The sequence below is a fragment of the Bowmanella yangjiangensis genome (assembly GCF_017255015.1).
GTDB classification, from domain to species: domain Bacteria; phylum Pseudomonadota; class Gammaproteobacteria; order Enterobacterales; family Alteromonadaceae; genus Bowmanella; species Bowmanella yangjiangensis.
The window spans coordinates 1-18,933 of record NZ_JAFKCS010000002.1 but is presented as its reverse complement, the minus strand read 5'-3'; the positions used below and the strand labels follow the sequence as shown (position 1 = coordinate 18,933).

The 18,933-nt window shown below is 45.6% G+C and carries 19 protein-coding genes, 1 tRNA gene and 1 pseudogene; 10 read left to right on the top strand and 11 right to left on the bottom strand.

The annotated features are described in order from the left end of the window. Nucleotides 1-75: 75 nt before the first annotated feature. The 3 genes from J0A65_RS02520 to J0A65_RS02510 all read right to left on the bottom strand — a co-directional run bounded on the left by J0A65_RS02520 (nt 76) and on the right by J0A65_RS02510 (nt 2,343). The gene (locus tag J0A65_RS02520; protein WP_206592555.1) at nt 76-405 is read right to left on the bottom strand and encodes a hypothetical protein; all 330 of its coding nucleotides are present in this window, start codon (nt 403-405) and stop codon (nt 76-78) included. Nucleotides 406-555: 150 nt separating this feature from the next. Further along, nucleotides 556-1,641: a methanobactin export MATE transporter MbnM gene (locus J0A65_RS02515; RefSeq protein WP_206592554.1), complete on the bottom strand. Its 1,086-nt coding sequence runs from the start codon at nt 1,639-1,641 to the stop codon at nt 556-558. Further along, complete coding sequence (locus J0A65_RS02510) at nt 1,642-2,343, bottom strand: MbnP family copper-binding protein (protein WP_206592553.1); 702 nt, start codon at nt 2,341-2,343, stop codon at nt 1,642-1,644. 143 nt (nt 2,344-2,486) lie between these two features. Between J0A65_RS02510 and J0A65_RS02505 the strand changes: the two genes are divergently transcribed. From J0A65_RS02505 to J0A65_RS02480, 6 genes and pseudogenes are all read left to right on the top strand, one after another. After that, nucleotides 2,487-5,189, top strand: coding sequence for a choice-of-anchor B family protein (locus J0A65_RS02505; RefSeq protein ID WP_206592552.1), 2,703 nt, complete (start codon nt 2,487-2,489; stop codon nt 5,187-5,189). 41 nt (nt 5,190-5,230) lie between these two features. Next, nucleotides 5,231-6,631, top strand: coding sequence for a YdgA family protein (locus J0A65_RS02500; RefSeq protein ID WP_206592551.1), 1,401 nt, complete (start codon nt 5,231-5,233; stop codon nt 6,629-6,631). Between the two features lie 216 nt (nt 6,632-6,847). Continuing rightward, a tRNA-Ile gene (locus J0A65_RS02495) sits at nt 6,848-6,924 on the top strand. Between the two features lie 275 nt (nt 6,925-7,199). Next, nucleotides 7,200-8,315: a DNA cytosine methyltransferase gene (locus tag J0A65_RS02490; RefSeq protein ID WP_206592550.1), complete on the top strand. Its 1,116-nt coding sequence runs from the start codon at nt 7,200-7,202 to the stop codon at nt 8,313-8,315. Then, complete coding sequence (locus J0A65_RS02485; RefSeq protein WP_206592549.1) at nt 8,316-9,293, top strand: HNH endonuclease; 978 nt, start codon at nt 8,316-8,318, stop codon at nt 9,291-9,293. A gap of 58 nt (nt 9,294-9,351) precedes the next feature. Next, nucleotides 9,352-9,606: pseudogene (locus J0A65_RS02480) on the top strand (hypothetical protein); the annotation flags it as partial. A 13-nt stretch (nt 9,607-9,619) separates the two neighbouring features. Here J0A65_RS02480 and J0A65_RS02475 read toward each other — a convergent pair. The 5 genes from J0A65_RS02475 to J0A65_RS02455 all read right to left on the bottom strand — a co-directional run bounded on the left by J0A65_RS02475 (nt 9,620) and on the right by J0A65_RS02455 (nt 13,429). Then, nucleotides 9,620-11,362, bottom strand: coding sequence for a replication endonuclease (locus J0A65_RS02475; RefSeq protein ID WP_206592547.1), 1,743 nt, complete (start codon nt 11,360-11,362; stop codon nt 9,620-9,622). After that, nucleotides 11,355-11,633, bottom strand: a complete 279-nt coding sequence (locus J0A65_RS02470; RefSeq protein WP_206592546.1) for a hypothetical protein — start codon at nt 11,631-11,633, stop codon at nt 11,355-11,357. Before J0A65_RS02470 ends, J0A65_RS02475 begins: the two co-directional genes overlap by 8 nt. Then, a complete protein-coding gene (locus J0A65_RS02465; RefSeq protein WP_332874287.1) occupies nt 11,633-11,863 on the bottom strand; it encodes a helix-turn-helix transcriptional regulator in 231 nt (76 codons plus the stop codon). Before J0A65_RS02465 ends, J0A65_RS02470 begins: the two co-directional genes overlap by 1 nt. Nucleotides 11,864-11,994: 131 nt before the next feature. Further along, nucleotides 11,995-12,471 carry a hypothetical protein gene (locus J0A65_RS02460; protein ID WP_232849703.1) on the bottom strand — a complete coding sequence of 159 codons (477 nt, stop codon included), beginning with the start codon at nt 12,469-12,471 and terminating at the stop codon, nt 11,995-11,997. A gap of 25 nt (nt 12,472-12,496) precedes the next feature. Then, entirely contained in the window at nt 12,497-13,429 is a 933-nt protein-coding gene (locus tag J0A65_RS02455; protein ID WP_206592545.1) for a hypothetical protein, read from the bottom strand. Nucleotides 13,430-14,193: 764 nt separating this feature from the next. Between J0A65_RS02455 and J0A65_RS02450 the strand changes: the two genes are divergently transcribed. The 3 genes from J0A65_RS02450 (at nt 14,194) to J0A65_RS02440 (ending at nt 15,955) form a co-directional block, all read left to right on the top strand. Next, nucleotides 14,194-14,997: a DUF2207 domain-containing protein gene (locus J0A65_RS02450; RefSeq protein ID WP_206592544.1), complete on the top strand. Its 804-nt coding sequence runs from the start codon at nt 14,194-14,196 to the stop codon at nt 14,995-14,997. 83 nt (nt 14,998-15,080) lie between these two features. Continuing rightward, complete coding sequence (locus tag J0A65_RS02445; protein ID WP_206592543.1) at nt 15,081-15,644, top strand: hypothetical protein; 564 nt, start codon at nt 15,081-15,083, stop codon at nt 15,642-15,644. A gap of 14 nt (nt 15,645-15,658) precedes the next feature. Further along, complete coding sequence (locus J0A65_RS02440; protein WP_206592542.1) at nt 15,659-15,955, top strand: hypothetical protein; 297 nt, start codon at nt 15,659-15,661, stop codon at nt 15,953-15,955. Nucleotides 15,956-16,043: 88 nt separating this feature from the next. Here J0A65_RS02440 and J0A65_RS02435 read toward each other — a convergent pair whose 3' ends face one another. Next, nucleotides 16,044-17,279 (bottom strand): tyrosine-type recombinase/integrase, encoded by a 1,236-nt coding sequence (locus tag J0A65_RS02435; RefSeq protein WP_206592541.1) that lies wholly within the window; start codon nt 17,277-17,279, stop codon nt 16,044-16,046. Nucleotides 17,280-17,724: 445 nt separating this feature from the next. On the opposite strand from J0A65_RS02435, the gene J0A65_RS02430 reads away from it, so the two are divergent. Then, nucleotides 17,725-18,045 (top strand): hypothetical protein, encoded by a 321-nt coding sequence (locus J0A65_RS02430; protein ID WP_206592540.1) that lies wholly within the window; start codon nt 17,725-17,727, stop codon nt 18,043-18,045. Nucleotides 18,046-18,159: 114 nt separating this feature from the next. Here the strand turns inward: J0A65_RS02430 and J0A65_RS02425 are convergent, their stop codons facing one another. Continuing rightward, nucleotides 18,160-18,450, bottom strand: coding sequence for a type II toxin-antitoxin system RelE/ParE family toxin (locus J0A65_RS02425; RefSeq protein WP_206592539.1), 291 nt, complete (start codon nt 18,448-18,450; stop codon nt 18,160-18,162). After that, entirely contained in the window at nt 18,437-18,694 is a 258-nt protein-coding gene (locus J0A65_RS02420; protein WP_206592538.1) for a ribbon-helix-helix domain-containing protein, read from the bottom strand. Before J0A65_RS02420 ends, J0A65_RS02425 begins: the two co-directional genes overlap by 14 nt. Nucleotides 18,695-18,933 lie beyond the last annotated feature (239 nt).

The window sequence follows — 18,933 nt, the reverse complement described above, 5'->3', positions numbered from 1 at the left end:
AGAAAACAAGTTACAGCCTGAGAACAACAAAAAAGGACCTTAAAAGGCCCTTTTTGAAAACAGCAGTAGTGTCTATCAGATGATGCTGTCTTGATGAATACGAATAAACAACTCTGTACCGACTTTGCTATAGTCAATTTTGTATTCTTTACCATTCAGGGTTTGAATAAACAGCAGTATCTTTTCTTCACCAAAGAAATCCCCCAAGGTGACATCCAGCAGCTCCATATCCATTAACTTAGCGTCGCGTTTACTCTCTGGAACCTGGCCGGTGAATTCCTTGATGCCTTTGTGCGTCACCAGGATAGGTGGATTGTCATCACCATTGAGAACCAGCAAGTCAAACTTGCGCAACTTGTGAATGATGGTATTACGACCACTCAGCAAATAAGGCTTTTCAGTCATGTTCGTCCTCGTAGCAACTGACGTTATTGTTATAGTATGGGCTTGGTAATTGGCCAAAAGATATCAGAGTTTTCCTGACTTCGCACCCCATAATTTACCCACTTTCAGTAGAAAAAACCGGGTTTTAGCTTTGGTTTTCGAATTCAGCATTCAGGGTTGGGCATGCGCGGGATTGGTCAGAAAGTTGTCATCGGTCAGGCTGTGTAAAAACGCCAGCAAGTCCTGCTTTTGCTCCTCGCTAATAATAAAGCCCTTAATAAACACACTCTTATGCGGATTATCCCGCCCTTGGCTGCGCCCTCCTGCTGCATACAGTTCAATCACCTCTGACAAAGTTTTTACACTGCCATCATGCATATAAGGCGCAGAGTAGGCGACATTTCTAAGCGTCGGCGCGCGAAAATTCCCCATGTCCCTTAACTGCCCGGTCACTTCATACAGTCCCTGATCAGATTTAGGATAGGCTCCTCTTTCATCTTCATCATACAAACCGGTATTGTGGAAGGGCCGCAACATCAGCGTCTGCTCTGCATGACGGCTGGACTGACTAAAGTTAAATCCGCCATGACAATGGTGACATTCCAACTGTTCGGAAAAAAACATGGCCATACCGCGCTTGGCAGACTCAGACAAGGCATCGTCCTGCATCTGATAAGCGTAACGGTCAAAGGGACTGTCAAACGACACCAGACTGCGCACAAAGCTCGCCAGCGCCATCACAATACGCTCAAAACTGGCAGCGTCGTCACCAAAGGCAGCCTTGAATAACGGCGCATAGTCGTCACCACTAAAGCGCGCCAGCACCTCTGTGTCATGGCTGTTAATCCCCAACTCAATAGGATGTTCACCAAATAAAGGGATCAACAACTGCTGTTCCAGCTTCGTCAGTTTGGGGTTAGCCCAGGTTAAGGTGGCATTGTAGGCCACATTGACCAGCGCCAGGCTGTTACGCCTGTGCAACTCCCCTGTGCTTCCTACCGCCACAGCGGTAGGCTGGGCAAAGGCGAATGCTTGCTGATGGCAGCTGGCACAAGCCTGGACTTGATTGGCAGATAAATTGGGGTCGTAAAATAGTTTGCGTCCAAGGGCAACTTTGGCGTCAGACATGGGGTTGTCGGCGGGAACATCCGGCTCGGGAAAGCCAGGAGGCAATTTCCATTGATAGGTAGGTTCAGCAGGAGAACAGGCAACCAGTACCCACAGCCAAGTGAAAATAAGGGCCGCCGCAGGCCGCATTTAAATCCACTCAATAACGGCTTGCCGCAAATTTCCTAATAACTGCTCACAGGTGGCACTTTCATCCGGGTGAAAGGTACAGCTGTTTTCTTGTCCCACACGGATGCCTTCCAGCAATCTATCTATATGAAACACCAGCGTTTGTGCCTTGCCTTTAGGGCGCTTAAGGTTAAATACCAGTAAATTGGGATGCTCGCAGGCCTCAGCCGGTGCACGCATGGCTGAATCAGCGTCACAGCCGGTGCTACCAAGATGGAATGCCCAACTATCTGCGACAGCTTTCAGTTCAATACGTGCGAACTTATGACCGCTTTGCCAGGTCCAGAACATGCTCGACAAATTCAATGGTGAGGGTTGAGCCAAGGGGTTTTGATGATTCTGTGCAAACGGGATCCCCAGCACAAACTGCAGCTCAGACACCTCAGACAAATCCACCTCGCTATCAAAGATAACTTTGTGGTTACCCGCCATCTCCCCATCCTGCCAACACTCACGCTGTTCAATGGAAACCAACACAGTCTCGCTGGTCTGCCACTTATTGTTGACTAAGGGTAACGCCTTGCCGTTCTGGTCCCGCCATTCACTAAGGTAAAACTTAGAATGCTCCAGATACCAGGGTGCGCCTTGCAGGCTTAATGCCGTGCCACAAGGCAAAGCCCGGCCGTCAAAGCGAAGCTCAACCTGAAGTTTGTGGGATGGCATAAAAAAGCCGCACCCCGTTAGCAAAAGAGGTCCACACAGCACAAACAGAAAAACCCTGACAGAAGGTTTTAAAGGTTGAAAAAATGCTGCTATGTTTGCCACAGGATTAAATGTCATATTGCTATTTTTATTAAGGTTTTAGAATGCGGCCACTGCTTCTGCCTATGATGCTGGTTTCTGCGCTATTCAGTCAAGGCGCTTTAAGCCATAGCGAACACGATAAGGCCAGATTTGTGGCCATGGATGGAAAAGATCAGGGCGTGTGTGACAATCGCTTGCGCCCTTGCCAAACTATTGCCTATGCGGTTAGTCGGGCCAATAAGGGCGATAAAGTGCTTGTAGCAGCAGGACGCTACAACGCCTTAGCAGAGCCGGAACTTTTGGCATTGCTAAGTAGCTTAGTGCCGGTCCAGGGTGGCTACAGCCGTGTCGATCTGTATCAATCTCAGGCGCCCGACAGCCATCCAACATTTATAAGTGGCATTCCCCCTGAATATCTGCAGCCTGTTACTGAGCAAGGCTTTATTGCCCTACAAGACCGCCACCAGGCAGCCCCCGCTGAAGTAACGCGAAGCTTGCAAACTATCCAGTCGCTGAATCAGCAGCAAACTGCGCAGGCATGCATGGACGGTAAGGCCGGAAGTTATAGCTGCAGCAATGTCGATTTGGTCGGGCATCTGCCACTTAGCGCCCTTGGCAACCCATCATCAGCCAATGATATATGGGGGCATATCGACTTAAATACCGGCATAGAATACGCTCTGATAGGACTGGCCAACGGTGTATCAGTGGTTAGCCTGGCCGATCCGGAAAACCCCGCAGTAGTTGGGCATATCAGCGGGCAGTCAACTTTATGGCGAGATATCAAAGTTTATCAATACTTTGAACCGCAGCTCGGCGTCTGGCAAGCTTACGCATACGCCACGGCCGACTCAGTCACCGAAGGTCTGACCATCATTGACCTAAACCAATTGCCAGAGCGAGTGAGTTTGGTCAAGCGCCAAGCACTGCACAATGCAGCGCACAATGTTTACATCAGCAATGTGGATTACAGCCTGAATATTCCGTTATCTGGCCAGACACCACTGGTTAATATCAGTGGCGCCGATAACCGCTCAGGCTCCTTGCATGGTTTTAGTCTTACCGACCCAACCAACCTAACGCTGGAGTACACCACGCCTCGTGCTGGGCGTGAAGACTACAGCCATGATGCGGCATCCCTGGTTATTACGGATGAACGGGCCACCTCGCAATGTGAGCAAAGTCAGCTTGGGTGCCTGGTTTTACTGGACTTTAACGAAGGCGAATTCCGGCTATGGCAGCAAAAATTACCTGAAGCCACGCAGCTCAGCAGCACCACCTATCAAGATGCCAAATATGTCCACTCCGGATGGTGGAGTGAAGATAAAGGCTACATTCTGGTACACGATGAGTTGGATGAAGCCAGATTAGGGCTAAACACCACACTTCGGATTTTTGACATCAGTGATTTGACGGCCCCGCAATTGGCTGGCACCTGGACAGGCCCAACCCGAGCCATTGATCACAACGGTTTTGTGCGCGGCAACCGTTACTATATGTCTAACTACGAACGCGGCCTGACGATTCTGGATATCAGCGACCCGGCCAACCCGACCGAAGCCGGCTTTTTTGATACCTACCCCACCAGCGACCAAACCACCTTCAATGGTGCCTGGGGTGTTTATCCTTTTCTGCCGAGCGGCCTTATCCTGGTCAGCGATATCAACACCGGGCTGTATATATTGCGCGACAATAGCCGCCAAAGTCCCCTCGGCAGCGTTAGTTTGAGTCAAGCCCAGGTCAACACAGAAGAAGGACTCACCCTGAGCCTAAGCGTAGAACTGCAGCGCACCGCTGATGGCCTGGTCGATGTGGCTTACGAAACACTGGAAGGCTCGGCGACTTCTGCGGATTTTACCGCCACCAGTGGCCGCCTTACCTGGAGTGGTAGCGACCAGACATCCCGTACCATTCAATTACAGATTCAACCAGACAGCTTGGATAACGAACCGCCAGAGAGCTTTTTTGTGCGTTTATTTGACCCTAGAAGCGGTGTCACCCTTGGGCAAACCAACCTGACCCGGGTCGACATTGCCGGCATAGTGCCGCCAGGTGTAATTGCCTTTAGTCAAAGCGCGCTGACCATGCTGGAAAATCAGCCTAATTACAATGTGCAGGTGCAGCGTATCGGCGGGCAAAGTGGTGAGTTACGTGTTAACTACAGCCTGGTCAGCCAAACCGCTACTGTGGGTGAAGATATTCAACAAACCAGCAATACCCTGGTCTGGGCAGACGGAGACAACGCGCCAAAAACCATTCAGTTACAGCCCCTCAATGACAGCCTCAGTGAAGCCGTTGAAACCCTCGAACTGGTTTTACAAGCTGTGGGAGAAACGCCGCTTGGGCAACCCAGTACTATGCAGTTGAGTATTCTGGATGATGACAGCAACCAGGCCCCTCGTGTTAATGCCGGGCCGGATATGCAGGTAAATACCCGCGCCCAGGTGAATTTGCTGGAAGCCACGGCCTCTGACGATCAAGCCAACTTAACCTACGCCTGGCAGCAAACAAGTGGAACCTCAGTACAACTCACCAGTGACGGTCTAATCACCCGCTTTGTTGCGCCCAGTAATGCCGGCCAAATCACCCTGCAACTTACCGCCACAGATATATTCGGCGTAAGCAGCAGCGACAGCGTCACAATTCAGGTTAATGCGCCGGCCACGAGCAGTCCAACCAACAGCGGTGGCGGCGGTACATTGGGTTATTGGCTGCTTTTGACCCTGCTGGCCTACAGAGGACTGGATAAGCGGCGCAGAATCTAGTAGGTTTCGCGTCCGCAATCTCTCCTCAACAAGGAACATCAGTGAAAAAAGGACTCATCGCCAGCGCGGTAGCTATTACAGTCGCCGGTGCGCTTATCGCCCCACACTTTATTGGCCAACAGGTTGAGCAACTGGTACATGATCAAGTTGCACAGTTAAACCAGCAAGCTGGTTATCAGGCCAGCGTCCAGGAATACCAACGCGGCTGGTTCGACGCCAACGCCGTGATCCAAGTTCATTTTGACATGCACGAGCTGGATCCCGCAGCGGATATGCCGGCCTTTCCGGTGTTTAACATTAATCTGGCGCTCACCCACGGCCCGGTTGTATTGTCCTCTCAAGGTCTGTTGGGATTGAGTGCCTGGCAAGCTGATGTGGCCGCTGACACTTTGCGCGAAAAGCTTAGTTGGGCAGAAGATCAGCCTATTTATCGCATTAGCGGTGTGAGTGGTTTATTTGGCGGGCACAGCTTCAGCGACCAGATGCCAGCCTGGCGTTTTCAGGAAAAAGACAATAGCCATATTGAATTCAGTGGCTATCAGGGCAGTGGCGAAATCTTAAGCCAAAGCATGTACTACAGCGGTAAAGCACAGAGCCTGCTGGGTGAAGAAAATGGTGAACGTCGCTTGGCCGCCAATGACTTGCAAATTGATATGCATGCCGATGTTGGCCTCGCCACCATGATGGAAGGGGGATTTTATGACAGTAAAACCCGCATCAGCCTGGCACAACTACTTATCAGCGTACCCGGTACCGAAATTGGTGAAGTGGACGCCAGTGGCCTGGCTATTGAAGTAAAGAGCAGCCGCAATGCTGACAAAGGCACAGGGAATATGGAACTGGCCTATTTGGCAGACAGCATCGCGGTAGCTGGGCAGCCAGCAAGTGACCTGATCATGCAAGTGCAACTGCAAGACATCAATGAAGGCGTGTTAATGGAATACCAGAAACTGGCTCGCACCGGTGACGCTGCCGATCCCCAGACCATGATGCAGTTTATTGAAGAAAACCTGCCCATCGCCCTGTTGGATAGCCCAGCTCTGAACCTCGCTAAACTCAGCGGCAATTTGCCTATGGGTAAGTTTGACGGCTATATCAACAGCCGTATCAAGTTGCAAGACGACGCCATGGACAGCGACTGGATGTACCGCGAATTCTGGCTCAGCAACCTGATTGTGGATGCCCAGCTTAATGCGGATAAAGAGGTACTGCTGTTTGTGGCCAAACAACAAATGCTCGGACAGATGCAAGGTGCCATCCTTGCTGGCCAAATAGACGAAGAACAAGCGGAGCAAATGGCAGTTGAGCGCGCCCCTATGATGCTGGAAATGCTGCAACAACAAGGTTTACTGGTTGAAACCCCGGAAGGCTATCAGAGCACCTTCAGCCTCAAACAAGGCGAAGCCCTGCTAAACGGCGAGCCCATGCCTCTGCCACTATAAATGCAAAAGGTAAGCCCGCAGATGCCCCTGCTCTGCGGCTTACCTGTTAAGCTTTAAAAGCAATCAAGTCACAGCACATCGCCCAACACAGACCAGATTGCACAATTATTCGCCTCTTGTGCCGCCCAGACTTTGCAAACTGATGACAGCACAAACAAAACTGCTTATACTGCGCCTCGCTTTTACACCGCAATGGCGTAAAACGCGTCACAAAATGGCCCTATAGCTCAGTTGGTTAGAGCACCCGACTCATAATCGGTAGGTCGCTGGTTCAAGTCCAGCTGGGGCCACCATTTTTAAAGGCTTTAAGCCGATAGTCCTCACTAACAAAAACCCTAAACCTTCGATTTTGTAGCAAGTGTGTAGCAAAGAAAGTGTAAATTTTCAGCCTTCTCAGTGACTCACCTAATTCACCTGAAATCTATTCACAATTGCAAAGTATGTCGGTGTATCATTCCAAACGATTAAACACCTGTTGTTGGGTGACTTGATGTTCGCAATGATACTGTACTAATATACAGTATCATTTATTGCCCATCGCCAGCGATGAATAACAAAGAGCTTTTTAATGAACAATACATATAAGTTAATAGACTTATTCTGCGGTGCAGGAGGAATGTCTTTAGGCTTTGTTGATAAACGCTTCTGCGGAGCATTTGAAAGCATACTCGCTCTGGACAACGACAAGGCTGCTGTTGATACATACAACTCAAATTTTGGTGAAGACAATCATTGTGTACAACAAAACATCGAGGATTGGCTTTTAGAGCACGATGTTCCTGCTGCTGATATTGTGATTGGAGGCCCTCCCTGCCAGGGGTTCAGCCTGCTTAATAAGAAGAGAGAAGGCGACGCAAGAAGAGAACTATGGGAACCCTACTTAGACATAGTTAATAGAGCAGGTGCATCAGTTTTCGTAATGGAAAATGTGCAAGGTCTACTCAGTAGCCCCGAATTCCAAGATATTACCGAAAGAGCAACAAGCTACGGTTTTGAAATGCTTCAGCCAACAGTTTTAAATACTGCTGACTATGGCGTACCACAAACTAGAAAACGAGCTATTGCAATTGGTATTCGTGTTGAAGACTTTGAGATTGAAAATTTCCCAACCTTCCCTCCTGAACCAACTCATTGTTCTCCAAATGAAGTATGTGGTCTTCCACGATGGAAGACCGTAAAAGAATTTATTGGTGATCTCCCGAAGATGCCTGAAGGAATCGAGATCAGAGATGATATCTCCCCGCCATTAAACCTCCATTTTGGAAGAAAGCCTACCGAGATAAGTAAACAGCGGTATAGAGCAGTTCCCCCAGGCGGAAACAGATTTGATCTTCAACGGAACAGGCCGGATATTACACCTCAGTGTTGGATAAATAAAAAATCAGGTGGCACCGATTTGTTTGGGCGCTTATGGTGGGATAGACCATCTGTGACGATTCGAACAGAGTTTTTTAAGCCGGAAAAAGGCAGATATCTCCACCCTGAAGAAGATCGGCCGATTACTCATAGAGAAGCAGCTCGATTGATGTCTTTCCCTGATGACTTTGTATTTAAAGGCTCAAAAATAGAGGTTGCAAGGCAGATCGGCAATGCAGTTCCACCAACCTTTGCTGGTCATATCGCAACTTTCGTGTCGCATCTTCTAGAGCACAGAATTAGCAAGAAGAATAAGAGAGCAGCTTAAATGGCAAGAAGGTCAAAAAGGAATACACCGGAAAGTTTACGAGTAGAGCTAATCAAATTACTCACCAAATTTGAAGAAAAGCTTTTAGATGAAAACTTAAGGGAACAGGTAAAAGGTTTGGTTCCTGCTAATCACTTGCTTCGGGACTTGGGCAGCTCACTCATTAAAGATGAGGATGCAACCTCTGCGCGAGACAGAATTCTATCCTACTTAAGAAAGTATCCAGGAATGCTGCTTGATGGCGATGAGCTGATGGTGGTTGCAGGAATAAGTGAGTATGCAAGGCGGATCAGAGAGCTTAGAGTGCAAATGGGATGGCCTATTCTTGCAGGCAAAGCAATAAAAGATATGTTGGTGGAAGGAGAAGTAATCGATAGTGCTTCAGATTCCAACAGAATTAAAACCGACACATATTTCCTGGTACAAGATCAGCAAGATAAAGAAGCGGCCTTTCGCTGGAATTTGGCGAATGAGATAAGAAAGAAAAAAATATCCGTCAAAGATAAGATCATTACCTATCTAAGAGAAAACGTTGGTAAAGAGATCAACGGAGAAGAACTAAAGTACTTAGCTAACGATAAGTCCGAATGGGCAAGACGGGTTAGGGAGCTAAGAACGGAAGATGGCTGGCCAGTAGCAACTAGGCAATCAGGAAGACCGGAACTGAAAGTCGGCGTGTATGTTCTTGAGGAAAATCGACAAGCTGAAGTGCACGATAGAAAAATCCCTGACCCGGTAAGAGTTGAAACACTTGAACGAGACCATTTTTCTTGCAAGGTTTGTGGCTGGAACTATTCAAATCGACGCGCAGAAGACAAAATCAGAAACCTGCTTGAACTTCACCACATTGAACATCACGCATCAGGTGGCAAGAATGAGCTCAACAATTTGATTACTCTTTGCAACGTCTGCCATGATGATGTGCATCGAGGAAATAAATCGAACCAGGAACTGAAAGAACTGATAGCCGTTGGATAATCTCAAGTCTGAAGAACGCCATTTAAGCAGCAGTCTGTGAAGCACAAAATTTGCAAAGCCGGAAGTTTTGGTAAGAAAGATGCTTCACGGTCTTGGCTTCCGATTTAGGAATCACAGAAAAGAACTCCCCGGTACACCCGCTATTGTGCTGCCAAATTACAAAACGTGCATTTTTGTCCATGGATATTTTTGGCATCACCACAAAGACTGCAAAAAGGCATCTCTCCCTAAAACAAACACTAGTTTTTGGGAGTGTGAAACAAAGTTCCCAGAGTCGCTACAGTCCAAAATTCTGAGAGTCATTAAAGCATAGCCAGTACAGTTATTTACAGAACTCCAAGTAAAGGCGAGTGGACCGGAGCGGTCCACTCCAGACGCCAGCGGTGAATGCGGGTAATAATCTCCCGCCCCAGGTGTGTGACACCTTTGAGCTTCCTTACCAATTCCCCATCAAACCAGCTTTGCTTTAGCTCGCCTGTTTTCTGGTTCAGTTCAGTATCGTAATACGGGCGCACTTTCTGAGATTTCCGTATACAGAACACACCGCCCATTAACTTCGTATACAAAGCCCAGTCGCCCGAATCAGCGGCCCTATGGATTTCTGAGAACTCCGGGTTTTCGTCTACAAGGTTTCGTATACGGCGCATTTCCCGCCATACAGTGACAGACACCCCACCGATTTGCTGAAACTGTCGGATACCCCAACAACTTGCCCAAGCTTCTACTCGTTGTGCAATGCCTGCAGCGCTACCGCCATCAATATCTTCATCCAAATTGGCACCGTCGATATTCTTAGCCACATATTTGGCTATATAGCCTGTTGCCGAGCCTTTGGCAGGATCGATGTCTACATGCTTCACACGGTTTTCTGCGGCCCCTTCCTCGTTACCGTCCACTTCAAAAGAATAAAGGTTAACAATGGCCTTAAAGGCGTCTTGCTGATCTTTGGGCATAAACAACATCATATGCCAGTGCGGCGTCCCATCATGCTGAGGCTCAGCGATACGCATACCGTAAAGGCGGATGTCCTGACGGTCCAATTCAGCGCGCATCTTTACCCAGGTATGACAAAGATACTGCTGCCCGTCATACGGCGTTGAACCGTCCCATTTAGGGTTTCTGTCTCCAGACCTGGAATAACTGTTATGAAAGCGGGATGGACAGGTTAAGGTAACAAAAACGCCGATATGGCCCATTTCTTTGGAAAGGTTCTCAAAGCCACGCATTCTGGTCATCAGTTCATTTCGGCGAAGTACAGGATTGGAGATATTCACCTCATAAATATCTTTCAGGGAGAACCGCTCCCCGGCTTCGTTGATAATGTTAATTGCACCTAATGTATTTTGTTGATGAATTCGCTGTAGCCGTCTGTTTTCAACGGTTAGGTCACTGCTGTATTTACCTTTAATCCGGTTGACCTTGTTCAGCAGAATCATGACGTGTTCAATCTTGCGCTTCAGCACCTTACGCAGTTTGCGAAGCCACCAGTTTTTATCCTGCATTCGCTTAACACAGCCTTCGATGGTCTGCTTACTGGATACCTCTGGCGCATGAATCCCCTTGCTATCGACAAACGCCTTACAAAGCCCGTAAGCCGTATTAATTTCCGAAGGTGCTTCGCAGGTTGAAACCTGGGCATGCCTAATGTTTTTAAGGGCTAGCGCTAATTTCCCTGGACACTCAGTGTTAGTGCTAGGTTGGCTTTGCACAGCGGCACAAATTGGCTTGTTGTAGCGGCAGATATCCCGGCAACTTTCAGAAAAAAGCAGGGCCATTTGCCGAAGCTCTTCTTCTCCCGAATCGAAATGCTCAATCAGAAAGGCCGGGAGCACTGCCCGGATATTATCGGTGGTTTCTCTTAGGTAAGTATTGGCCGCATAGGGTGTATTGAATCGGGTGTATTCGTTCTGGAGAATTTTCTGAACCGTTTTCGGAAGCGCCCTTGTTTTTACTAGGAAGAAGCGCTGGTCATCAATATGCAAAGAGTTCAGAAACGTTCTGAACTCGGTATCGATATCGGTAAGGGTGCGGGTTAGGGTATCCAGCGCAGATTTTCTGAACTTACTCATCGGTATCACTCCGATGCTGTTTCAGAAGTTCCCGGCCTTTTTCGCTAAGCGTCAGTCTTGACCAGCGGATACCATAAATATGCAGTTCTTCCTGCGCCAGCAATCCCCACACCAGGCAACTGTTTACCGAAGCATTCAGCCCTTTTTCTGAAAAAGGTTCTGAAAGTACCGTCTTGCCCAACTGCCTACCGACCGTTGTACAAATATCAACGAAGTTGCCTTGCGCCAGCCAGTTTAGAAACTGATGGTGCTTTTTCGATAACTTATCCATCAGGCCGCCTCCCTTTGGTCCATCAAATGAGATTGGCGATAGAAGCTATCCAGCCAGGCATCTAAATCTTCTTTTAGATATCTGACGGCCCTACCCACTTTTATAAACTTGGGCGCTGGGGTGCGGGTGTCCCGGTTGCCTTCCATCCGCGACTGGCGAAGGAAAGACCGGCTCATGCTGATATAGGCCGAAGCCTCAATTTCGGTAAAGGCGCGTTTCTCAATGTTCACTGTTACTGCTCCGTGACGTTTGAAGTTCACGGACACACTACAAGTGCCAAAATAGCCAGGGAGGCAATCAGGGAAAAAGGGAGGGTTTCAGGGAAATATCCTTGCCCCGGATCGTTTCCCCCTACATCACCTTACAAGTGACTGCTAACGTACCCGGCGATATCAAAACTTGACTCTCCCGCTTTGAAACGGTCTTCAAGTGAAAAAGCCATGTCTTCCAAAGGTGCTTTTCTGTACCCAAATGCTTGTACTTCTTGCATGTAACGCGCAATAAATCTGGGTACGGTAAGCTGTTGCCATTGGAGCACATGGACAAGTTCATGGAAATGAAGCACTAAGTCTTCTTCGTATTCTTGCTTTACATAATAGGTATTGCCATAGGTCATTCCATCGACTTCCATATCAAGAAAATCATCAAGGCCAGCATCCCTTAGTTCTGGAAAGTCAGGCTTAGGAATATTGTCAGTCACAACAAAATAGGCATTTTGCAGAAAGCTTGGCGAATAGAACCCCTTAAACTGCTCTCTGAATAAAATACATGACTGGCGCTTCGCGCTGTGTGCGCGATTGGTTTGATGTATCCACTGTTCTATTTTTTCTATCATCATTTAGCTCCAACTCGCTGCAAATGGCTTACGAGATAGCTTTTCGGACTTCAGTTAAACGATTGCTAATAGTCTTAGGACCATAAGCCTTTTCTTTTCTGGCAGCGGAATGATCCAACCAGACAATCTTCCCTTCAACCTCATCCAACAAGATGTTTCTGATGTCAAACTTGCGAGAATCCTCTTCCATCCTCGCCTCTTCAGCCAAAATTCTTAGCAGCCCTTTGGCTTTAATGGTTTTGTTAGCCTGTAGAATTCTTGCCAACAGCTCATCAAAGTCATCCCGAAATTGAGCTGAGACTTTATCCAGCTGTTGTGTTGCGGGGGTCTCTTGCGTGGTTGCCACCAGTCCGGCTGATTTAAGATCCTCGTAAAGTACGCATGCGTCTTTAAGCTCAAATTCTAAGTTGTGGCGGTTCAGTATTCTTTTGGGCTGTTTTTGCAAAAATTGATCAAATCTTGATTCAACTGCATTCTTCTCCACGACTGCATCGCTTAGACCATCCAGTTTTGCAAATGCGTTCGCCGCACTCCACCAGGGAGAGTCATTTTCTGTTGGCAAAAGCATGGCAGTAATAAAAGACCAATAGATTCTGCTTATATCATCAGCTGCAATCCACTTATGTATAATCTCATTTGGCGTCGCTACGCTAAAAGGATACGCACCGGACCAATTGAAAATCCCCCCGGAGTTTGGCACTTCAAATGATTTAACTTGAACAGATTTATTCGAAAATGCAGATAATGAGTCAGCAAAGGAAAGCCTAACGATTCCTCTGTATTGTCCTATCCCAAGCCCAACGAACTTGCCTTCCCTCCAATCTCCAAAAACACATCTTTGAGATGGTAGAAATGTGGCAAGTACCAAAGCTCCTTGTTCAATAAGGTATTGAATATCACTTTGCGAAACACCAAATTTGGCCTCCAGTTCGGCAAGCCGGTAGTAGTCCTTTTGTATCATCAGTACTGCTCAATCAGCGATAAAAGGGGAAACTTAAGGTAGTTAGATTACTGCTTCCTGTCGGCGTTTCCAAACTTTTGCCTACCGCCCGCCATCAGCAATCAAAAGACTGTGCAAATCGGGATTCCCAACTTTGCAAAATTTTTGCGAAATGGAGCCAAATTCTGTGTTTGCATCTTACCTCAAAAGCGATATGGCAATGTTTGCAGCCAAATGCCGAAATCTTGCAAAAACAAACGAGGCCCCTTTAATCATTAGCCTCACCATAAAAAGTTGAACGCTTCAAGAACCGTTCTAGAATGAGGTAAATTCATTATTTTTTTGGACCAACATGGACGTTTATGATTAATGGGTGCCCCCTTGATTGTAAAGCCACTAAAAATTTTTTGGCAAATTAATAAACATCCGTCTAGATTCTATTTAATAGTGTGTTGACACAAGGTTCGAGGTCTCAGCCAAAGGGATGTTAGGCACCGCTGCCCTTTTCTTTCTTATATATCAGGTATACGGACACCTACTGCCTACCCACCCCCTAAAGTAGAATAAAGAATGCATTAGAGGCTGACTTATTTTTCATTATATCTACTGACAAAAGAAACCCGAATTTTCAACAACTAACGAATATTAATTATTTTTCCACGAGGAAATAAATTAAAAACCAACACCTTTGAATTTTATTCACTCTTTGAATCACATGATTAAAAACCAAATGAATGGTTATTGCAGTTAGAAATTGGCAATATTTACAAATCACGGAGATTGTTATGGGTAAACTTATAATTTCAATTTTATTCTGTCTTTATTTTTTATCAAACTCGATTTCGGCCAATGAAAATGCAGATGGAATTTCACAAGAAATAATTAATGAAAAGCTCCCTGACGATTATCAAGAATTAGCATCACTTAGAAAGAGAATATCTTTACATATTGATGATTTGGCGAAAGAAATAAAGAGAATAGAGAGTGAGAAAGAATATTTACCTATAAATAAAGAAGATGCTGAAAGGAAAATAGACTATTACGAATTAAAAATAAAATCAGAAGCAAACGTGTTGGAAAAGTTGAAAGCAAAGGAAAATAAAAGCAAAGAAGAAATAGAAGAAATGAATTCGATTGAAAATTACCACCCTCAACTTTTAAGTGAACTTAAGAAAGCAAAAGAAGAAAAAGAGAGGCTCACGAAATTACAGTCGGACTTAAGTGACATAAATAAAAAAATCTCACAATCCAGAAACAACTTGGACAAAGTGGATGTTAAAATGTCAAATCTTATAAATACAGAATCGGAAAGAAATGAGTTTAGAAAATTAATAAGCTTCACATATTGCGGCCTAGTAGCAATAGTTATAGTTGGATTCTACTTTATAGCTCTTAAAATACCTAAGATAGCAGAATCCATTTTCTCCGGGGAAAAAGGAATCCAGTTTGTAGCAATTTTTCTTATTGTTATTGCTATTATTCTTTTCGGAATAATGGGTATTCTAGAAAGTAAAGAGTTATCAGCTTTATTAGGCGGGTTATCTGGGTACATTTTAGGACGAGTTAGTATGGACAAAGAAACTAGCTAGAATGCAAAGAATGACATCTCTAATCCAATCAGACTGTCATACTCTTTGCTATAAAAAACCCTTCAAAAACTTATGGAGTAAGTATGATAAGAATATTATCAATATTATCGTTATTTTTATTAATTGGTTGCGCCACGCCTCCTGAAGTAAAACAGCTGTCCATAAAACAAATTGAATATTTTAATTTAGCGTTATCAGCTACATCAATGCAGTCAGAGGCTTTAATTATGGCAACAGAAAAGCTAGTTGAAGATGCTAAGTCCAGGATCGATTCAGAAGAAAAAGCAGCCAAGCTAAGATTAACAACTTTAGTACAACGAGGAGGATTAGACCAAAGTCAAGCTGAGACTGTAGTCAAACAGATTTCGGAGCTATCTTCTCAAGCGACAGCATCGAAGAAAAAACTTGATGAGGATATTAAATCAATCAAGGACAAAACGAATGAACTTAATGTTTATTTGAAAAAAATGAAAGATGTACACATTGCATTAGATTCGTACATTGAGTCTGAAAAAGCTGGTGAAATGTTTGTCAATGATGTACTCAATCAACCATCTGTGAAAACCATGTTGAGTCAGTTAAATGACTTAACTCCTAAGATCGAAGAGGGATTATCTCAACTGACATCCCTTCTTGGTGCACTTTAAAAAGAGGGACTTAAATGAATAAACAAGAAATTTTAGAGAAAATATCGCAGTTAGAACATTCTGCGAGAAAAATGAATGAACCGGAAAAAACATTTAAGCTGAGTGATGCCAGTAAACTTAAGATAGCTATTGAAGGAATGTCAATCTCAGATATAGCACAAAAAATTGGAAGTATAGATCTACCAAAAATTCAAGAGATTGAAGAAAATATCTCTTTGGCAAAGCAAGCAAAAATTTCCCATTCACAACGGGTCGATGCATTCAATACAGTGTACGGAATAATCAAAGATGTAATTGGGTTGGCAATATGACTATCTACAACTACACGCGTCCGATTAGGTAGGAGCTAGTACAGGTGAACACTTCATTATAAGACCATCTTTGGTAAGTGACGGCCCTCTACCCAATCAAGTTAACAGCAGCAGCCTTATGCTCAGGTGCAAGGTGGGCATAACGCAGTGTCATTTCCAAGTTCCCATGGCCGAGTAGTTCTCTGACTGTATTGAGATCTGCTCCGGCCATTACCAGCTTGCTGGCGAAGTGGTGGCGCAAGTCATGGAAACGGAAGTTCTCAATCTCTGCCTCTTCCAACAGATTGCCCCATCCCTTTTTGATATCCGTGATCGGTTTACCTGGTTCACCTTCAAACACATAGCCTTTATCCTTGGTATCTTGCTGCCACTGTATAAGGGCCTGCTTAGCTTTGTGGTTTAGCGGGATATGACGGGTCTTACCTGATTTGGCATTGTCGGCAATCACGGTGAGGTAGTCATTCACCAAGTTGACGTTTTCCCAGCTAAGGGATAACAGTTCTCCCCTTCTCATGCCGGTATTCATGGCGACAAGCACGATAGGCTCCAAATGGTCGGCAAAGTGCTTGTCCCGCAATTCGGGTAACAATGGGTAATTTCTCTGCTGTCTGAACAGATTGCCATTTTCCCGTTCGGCTTTGATCCTGGCATCGCGCTTTCTCAAGGTATCCAGCAAAGAGGCTTCTTCAATTTTATCCAGATAGCGGACTACTTTGTTATCAGTTCTAAGAGCTTTAACTTTGTTTAGGTCATGGCCTTCAATCAGTCCCCACTCCACCGCTCTGCTCATTGCCCCTTTAAGCGGGTTTACATAACTGTTAATAGTCGCAGGCTTGGCACCGGACTTGCGCTTTTCATTACGCCATTTCTCAATGGTCCAGGCATTAATCGCTGACAGCTGTTTATCCAGCAATTCAGGAAACCCAGCTTTGATGGCCTTAACAGTACGTTCCGCCGTTTTGGCGTTCCGGGTTTCCAACCAGGGCAGATACTTTTCATCCAGAAAGGTTTCTAAGCGAGTGAGTTTAGCTAGTTGGGTGTCCTTTCTGGCTTGCTTCTTCGCAGCTTGAACATCTACCCCATTGGCAACCTCCCCCGCTTTGGCTTTTGCCAAGTCTCTGGCTTGGGCTGGGGTGATTTCACCATGAGTGCCAAGCTTATAATTTACCTGTTTGCCGTTGATGCGATAGAAGAGGTAATAGGTGATTTTTCCAGCAGGACTGATACGGGCATGGAATCCAGGCACCTCGGTATCGTTGACCCTCTGATCTTCCACAATAAGGGCCTTGACACTGGAAATCGTGATCTTCTCTCGCTTCGCCATTTTTTCGCTCCGAATGAAAAATGTAGCAGATATGTAGCAAGAAAATTATGCTTCCATGTAGCAAAGAGAACAACCACGAACAAACGGAATATTCTTATGATATTGTTTTTATTGAATTTATTTCATGCATTTTGTTCATGCGTGTTCATGGCGATTCATCAAAAAACACGCCGAAATCACACTCATAATCGGTAGGTCGCTGGTTCAAGTCCAGCTGGGGCCACCATTTTTAAAGGCTTTAAGCCGAGAGATTTTGCCAAGTAAAGGCAACTAGACCGGGGCGGTCCACTCCATCCGCCAGAATGCGGGTGATAATCTCTCTACCCAGGTGGGCAACGCCTTTTAGCTTCTTCACCAATTCTCCATCAAACCAGCTTTGCCATAACTTATCACTTTGACTAGGTTTCTATCTGTTGCAGCCTTTCGCAACCATTGATAAATAGGTATGATGAATCCCCTTCCTAAAGCTTCTATGCGTAAAGCACTATTCATTTGGATTGGTGGCCTGCTAGCCATAGTGGCAATAGATCATCTGCTAAGACTTAGCTCGGATAATTTCTACCGTTTGGGACTGGGCGAGAATTTGTGGTTTATCTCGCACTGGATTTTGGCCCTGCTCTCACTAGTCGTGCTGATTAGGGATTGGCGCAGCCAATTGCCGAAGGCAAACATCCTGTCGTTGCTTGGTGCATTGCTTCTGGCCGTCGTGTTTTATCTGGTGGTTATCTATCTGTACGTGCTTGGCAGCGGTATTGACTCGCTTTGAGCAACAAGCGAAGTAGTGGTAGTAACTTTGTGTTGATCAGGGGATTAAGGGGTGTAGTGATCAAGCCATATTGGCCACTAAACCTGCCTGATAATGAACCAAACACATTTATTATTACTCAAAAGCAGTATTAGGATTTTCTGACCTTAGTATTCGCATAACATCAACACAGTTATTAGAAACTATGTAGTAAATCGCATGTTTGCCATACACACTGCGTCGATATCCCTTACGAATATGGTCGACTGCCTGATAATGCAACGGGTTTTCTGCAATGCTTTGAAACTGAACAATTAGCCCATCAACATATGATTTAGCCTTGGCCAAACCGAAGTTGTCTATGCCATATTCAAATAGCTGATCAAAGTCCTGATCGGCAGCAGCACTTAATCTATACTTCCCCATTAGTTTGTTTTCTAGCAATCACCGCATTAACAATATCTTCTGGAGAGCGTGAACTAAAACCGCTTTGTTCCGCTTTGATAAGTTCTTGTCTAATAACTTCAACTTCGCTAGTACGCATTTGCTCTTTTCTGATCAAATCACGTAATAACTCGCTGTCGCTGGCATAATTACCACTTGCAAGCTGTGCTTGCATCCATCGCTCTTGCTGATCAGTTACTGTGATACTTTTCTTTACCATTGCCATGGTTTGCCTCCAATAAAAGAAATCTCGTAAGATATAATCCTACTTCATACTACCAAAATAGAGTCTAGTTCAGAACTGGTAAGAATCGGATCGAAGTGATCAAATGATCAAAGGGTCACCCATTAATCAGCCGTGTCAAGTAAACAGCAGAATTCTTCCCGGTATTTAAATGATATCGGGATGTGAGAAAGTGAATTTCCGCCCGGTAATCTGTTTCGCGTCGTTTTTTCGTCGTGCGG